Here is a 5,257-nt window from a genome sequence, read left to right on the forward strand (position 1 = left end):
CATCGCGCTGGAGCCGCAGAGCGCAGCCGAGCGGCAGGCCGCCATGCACGCGGTCAATCCCATGTTCATCCCGCGCAACCACCGCGTCGAGGCGGTGATCCAGGCCGCCGTGAACGACGATAACTACGCGCCGTTCGAGGAATTGGTGAAGGTGCTGGCCAAGCCGCATGAGGACCAGCCGGATTATGCCGCCTATGCCGATCCCCCGCTGCCGGACCAGCGCGTGTTGCAGACGTTCTGCGGGACGTAGCGGCAGGCTTCGAGAGGGCCACTCAAATGAACCGGAACAGTCCAATGACCAGCGACGAGATCGAGGCGATCAAGGCGCACCGCGGGTCCCTGGAAATCGTTCATAGAAACGTGATAAATTCAGCGGCTCAGACTTCATCCAGACCGGAGGCGAAGACTTCTACCTCACCGGCGGGACGCTCGCCGATCAGGAATTCATCGCCCACGCGCGGCAGGATATTCCAAGACTGATCGCCGAGATCGAGCGCCTGCGCGCGCTTGTTCACTAGAGCGCTTTCTCCCGCACGCTTCTTCCGTGTGGACACGTCCCGGCCGCGGGAACCGCTGTCATCAAACTGAAACACACGCGCACTAACCGCCTGTCAGGGTCGTCTTGCCGGAGACGTCCTTTCTCCAACACCCCTGACGAGCGCCATGCCCTTCAAATTCATCCACCTTACCGACACGCATCTCGCAAATCCCGGGCTGAAGCTCTATGGCCTCGACCCGCGTGCCCGGCTGGACGCGGCGATCGCCGACATCAACCGGCACCAGTCCGACGCTGCCTTCGCGGTGGTGACCGGCGACCTCACCCATTGGGGCGAGGCTGACTCCTACGCCAATTTCGCCGACGCCATGGCGGCGCTGAAGATTCCCTACATCGCGATGGTCGGCAATCACGACAAGCGCGTCACCTGCCTCGACGCGCTGAAGGCGGCGCCGCGCGATGCCAACGGCTTCGTGCAGGGCACCCGCACCACCGAGCACGGCCTGTTCGTCTTCCTCGACACGCTGGACGAGACCAGCCACGCCGGCGAGATGTGCGCCAAGCGCTTTGACTGGCTCGCGAAGACGCTTGCCAACGCGCCCGCCGACCAGCCCTTCGTCGTGTTCATGCATCACCCGCCCTTCCCGATCGGCGTCCATGCGATGGACGAGATCGGGCTGAAACAGACCGCGGAGTTTGCCGAGGTGATCGCGCCCTATCGCGCCCGCATCCGCCACCTCTTCTTCGGCCATGTGCACCGTCCCATCTTCGGCAGCTACGGCAAGATTCCGTTCTCCACCCTGCGCGGCACCAACCATCAGGTCTGGTTCGAGCTCGACGCCGGCGCGCCGCATCTGGCCAGCCACGAGCCGCCCGCCTATGGCGTGGTGCTGATCGACGAGGAGAACCTGGTCGTACACAGCCACGACTTCCTCGACACCAGTCTGCGCTTCCCCTTCGAGCCCCCGGCGGGGGTGGACGGCCGCGACTACGCACTCAACTTTCCGGGGCGGTGAAATGAGCCTCGCCGAACCCGCGGCTCTTCCGGTCGCGACCTCGGCGGCGCCGCGCCTGGACGTGCCGAAGCGCCTCGTCAGGCGCTTCAAAGCTTCGCTGCCCGCCTATCTCCTGTTGCTGCCCTCGCTGGTCTTCCTCGCGCTGTTCACCTATGGCGCGATGGGCCGCGTGTTGATCGATGCGCTCTACCAGCGCGCCACGCCGAAGGCCCCGGTCCGCTTCGTCGGTCTCGACAACATCGCAGCGGTGCTGGCCGACCCCGCCTTCTCCGGCGCCGTCGTCAACAACCTCATCTACGCCGTCGGCACGGCGATCCCGAGCATCGGCCTGGCGCTGCTGTTCGCGCTGACGCTGTCGCGCACCCATGCCGTGAGCAGCGCGCTGCGCGCAGCGCTGTTCCTGCCGGTGCTGATCCCGATGGTCGCCGCATCCGCGCTGTTCATGTTCATCTTCCTGCCCAATGTCGGCCTGCTCGACTACTACATCGGCCGGTTTCTCCCGGTGCTGCCGAACTGGCTCGGCGACCCCGACATCGCGCTCTATGCGATCATGGTCATCACCATCTGGAAGAATGCCGGCTATTACATGCTGTTCTTCCTCGCCGGTCTCCAGGCCGTGCCCGAGGACGTGATGGAGGCCGCGCATCTCGACGGCGCGGGGCCCTATCGGCGCTTCCGTCACATCATCCTGCCCGAGCTCAAGCCCACCTTCCTGTTCGTCATCGTGATCGCCACGCTCAACGCGGTGACGCAGGTCGACCACGTCTTCGTCATGACCAAGGGCGGTCCGTCCAACTCGACCAATCTGGTGCTGTTCTACATCTACCAGCAGGCGGTCGAGCACTACGACATCGGCAAGGCGTCCGCGGCAACGCTGCTGACGCTTGCCGCGCTGATGGGCCTCACCGCGCTCTCCTTCCGCACCATGGCGAACCGCGAGGGCGGGCCATGAAGCTGCTCGAAGCGCTCTGGAAGGACGCCCCGCTCGCCACGCGCGGCGAGATCACGCCCAAGCTCGGCTTCCTGCTGACCGTGCTGCTCGCGATCGTCTGGCTGATCCCGTTCCTGTGGATGGGCGTTGCGACGCTGCGCCCGGCCTCGGACGGCATCAACGCCATGGCCGAGCTGATGCCGAGCCTGAAGCCGACGCTCGACAACATCAGGGATGCCTGGGAGATCGGCGACTTCCCGCGCTACGCCCTCAACACCACCTTCATCTGCGCGGGCATTCTCCTCGTGCAGTTCGTCACGATCACGCTGGCGGGCTTTGCCTTCGCGCGCCTGAGCTTCGCCGGCAAGACGCTGATCTTCTACATGTTCCTGATGCAGCTGATGCTGGTGCCGGTGCTGCTGATCGTGCCGAACCTGAAGCTGGTCGCGCAGCTCGGCCTCTACGACACGCTGACCGGCGTGATGATGCCGTTCTTCGCTTCCGCCTTCGGCACCTTCCTGATGCGCCAGGCGTTCGAGGCGATCCCGACCGAGCTGGAAGACGCCGCGCTGATCGACGGCGCCAGCCTGTTCCAGCGCATCCGCCACATCTACGTGCCGCTGTCGATGCCGAGCTTCTGGGCCTTCGCCATCATCTCCGTCACCAGCCACTGGAACGACTTCCTGTGGCCGCTGATGGTGATCAATTCGCCGGACAAGCGGCCGCTCACGGTCGGGCTCTCGGTGTTCACCGCGACCGCGGAAGGCACCCAGGCCTGGGGCACCATCGCCGCGGGCACGCTGATGGTGATCGCGCCGCTGCTCGTCACCTTCCTGATCTTTCAGAAGCGTTTCATCAGTTCTTTCGTCACCTCAGGCATCAAATAGGAGAGTTTTCGATGCTGTTTACCCGCAGGCTCATGCTTGGCCTCGCCATGGCAGGCTCCATGGCTGCTGCCCTCGCCGTCCCGGCGATGGCCGAAGGTCCGACCGAGATCGACCTGTTCTTCCCCGTTCCCGTCGACGGCAAGCTCGCCCGCGACATGGGCACCTTGATCAAGGAGTTCAACGAGGGACACCCGAACATCAAGGCGACCGCCGTCTACACCGGCTCCTATGACGACACGCTGATCAAGACGCGCGCATCGATCAAGGCCGGCAAGCCGCCGGCTGCCGTGATCATGTCGGCCAATTTCCTGCTCGACATGCAGATCGAGAACGAGCTCACCAATCTCGATCCTCTGATCGCCGCCGACGGCACCACCAAGGACCAGTTCCTGGGTCAGTTCTTCCCGGCGCTGCAGGGCAACGCGGTGATCAACCGCTCGGTCTACGGCGTGCCCTTCCACAATTCGACGCCGCTGCTCTACATCAACGCCGACAAGGCCAAGGAAGCGGGCCTCGATCCGAACAAGCCGCCGCAGACCTGGGCCGAGCTCACCGACTGGGCCAAGAAGCTCACCAAGCGCGAGGGCGAGAAGGTGACCCAATGGGGCATCGCGATCCCCTGCGCCTATGATTATTGCGGCTGGATGATGGAAACGCTCACCATGAGCAATGGCGGGCGCTACTACAACGAGGAGTTCGGCGGCGAGGTCTATTACGACACGCCCTCGATGCTGGGCGCGCTGACCTGGTGGAACGACCTCGTCACCAAGCACAAGGTGCATGCGCCCGGCGCCACGCCTGGCCCTGCCGTCAGCACCTCCTTCATCTCCGGCAATGCCGCGATGATGATGCTGTCCACGGGCTCGCTCACTTACGTGCGCGACAACGCCAAGTTCAACTACAAGGTCGCCTTCATCCCGCGCAACGTCCGCAACGCGGTGCCGATCGGCGGCGCCTCGCTGATCGTGCCGGCAGGGCTCGAGGCCGACAAGCAGAAGGCCGCCTGGACGCTGATCAAGTGGATGACCTCGCCCGAGAAGAGCGGCTGGTGGAGCCGCGCCACCGGCTATTTCGCGCCCAACATGGCCGCCTACAAGACGCCCGAGATGGTCGACTTCCTCAACAAGAACCCGGACGCCAAGACCGCCGTCGAGCAGCTCGACGTCGCAAAGCCCTGGTTCGCGACCTACAAGACCGTACCGGTCCGCAAGACCCTCGAGGACGAGGTGATGCTGGTCCTCAACGGCAAGAAGCAGCCGAAGGAGGCCCTCGCCGCCGCCCAGAAGGCCGCCGATGAGACGCTGAAGCCGTACAACGCCGAGACGTCACTGAAGTTGCCGTAAGGCCCCTGCTTCGTAGGGTGGATTAGCCCGAGGCTGCGCAAGGCGCAGTCGCGGGCGTAGTCCACCTTCTGCCTCCTCGAATGCGAATGGTGGTGGATTACGCCTTCGGCTAATCCACCCTACGGCTCCTCAGATCGTCACCACGATCTTGCCGAACTGCGTGTTCGACTCCAGGAAGCGGTGCGCCTCGACGATGTCCTCGAACCGGAATGTCCTGGCGATAACCGGCTTCAACGCGCCGTCCGATAGACCGTCGAGAATGAACGCCTTCGCCCGCGCAAGGCGCACGGTGTCGCGAATGATCTCGTGCACGAGGTAGCCGCGCAAGACGAGGCTCTTGGTCAGCACGTTGAATAGCGGAAACGGCGTCGGCTCAGGGCTGAGCCCGCCATATTCGATCAGCATGCCGCCCGGCGACATCGCCGCGGTCAGCGGCTCGAACGCAGGACCACCAACAGCGTCGAACACGGTTCGGACGCCGTTCGCACCGGCGATCGCCTCAAGCCGTGACCGGATGTCCTCTTCTTCCGACACGATGACGTGGTCGGCGCCGGCGTCGAGCAAGGCGCGCCGCTTGGCCGACG

At 64.6% G+C, this 5,257-nt stretch carries 6 protein-coding genes and 1 pseudogene; 5 read left to right on the forward strand and 2 right to left on the reverse strand.

The genetic code is table 11. The features are described 5' to 3' along the window. A pseudogene (locus MOV75_RS26465) lies at positions 1–250 on the forward strand (hypothetical protein); the annotation flags it as partial. A 127-nt stretch (positions 251–377) separates the two neighbouring features. Here MOV75_RS26465 and MOV75_RS26470 read toward each other — a convergent pair. Beyond that, the gene (locus MOV75_RS26470) at positions 378–515 is read right to left on the reverse strand and encodes a hypothetical protein (protein ID WP_246927393.1); all 138 of its coding nucleotides are present in this window, start codon (positions 513–515) and stop codon (positions 378–380) included. A 148-nt stretch (positions 516–663) separates the two neighbouring features. Here MOV75_RS26470 and MOV75_RS26475 point away from each other — a divergent pair, with 148 nt between their 5' ends. From MOV75_RS26475 to MOV75_RS26490, 4 genes are read left to right on the forward strand one after another with little or no spacing between them, the layout of a single operon-like run. Then, positions 664–1,512 carry a phosphodiesterase gene (locus MOV75_RS26475; RefSeq protein ID WP_246927391.1) on the forward strand — a complete coding sequence of 283 codons (849 nt, stop codon included), beginning with the start codon at positions 664–666 and terminating at the stop codon, positions 1,510–1,512. 1 nt (position 1,513) lies between these two features. Then, positions 1,514–2,464, forward strand: coding sequence for a carbohydrate ABC transporter permease (locus MOV75_RS26480; protein WP_246927389.1), 951 nt, complete (start codon positions 1,514–1,516; stop codon positions 2,462–2,464). Further along, positions 2,461–3,330: a carbohydrate ABC transporter permease gene (locus tag MOV75_RS26485; protein WP_246927387.1), complete on the forward strand. Its 870-nt coding sequence runs from the start codon at positions 2,461–2,463 to the stop codon at positions 3,328–3,330. The genes MOV75_RS26480 and MOV75_RS26485 overlap by 4 nt, the downstream gene beginning before the upstream one ends. Positions 3,331–3,341: 11 nt before the next feature. After that, positions 3,342–4,673: an ABC transporter substrate-binding protein gene (locus MOV75_RS26490; RefSeq protein WP_246927386.1), complete on the forward strand. Its 1,332-nt coding sequence runs from the start codon at positions 3,342–3,344 to the stop codon at positions 4,671–4,673. 129 nt (positions 4,674–4,802) lie between these two features. Here the strand turns inward: MOV75_RS26490 and MOV75_RS26495 are convergent. Beyond that, the coding region (locus tag MOV75_RS26495) for a zinc-binding dehydrogenase (RefSeq protein WP_247006872.1) at positions 4,803–5,257 on the reverse strand (455 nt) is incomplete at its 5' end.

The organism is Bradyrhizobium sp. PRIMUS42 (assembly GCF_023006515.1).
Lineage (GTDB): Bacteria > Pseudomonadota > Alphaproteobacteria > Rhizobiales > Xanthobacteraceae > Bradyrhizobium.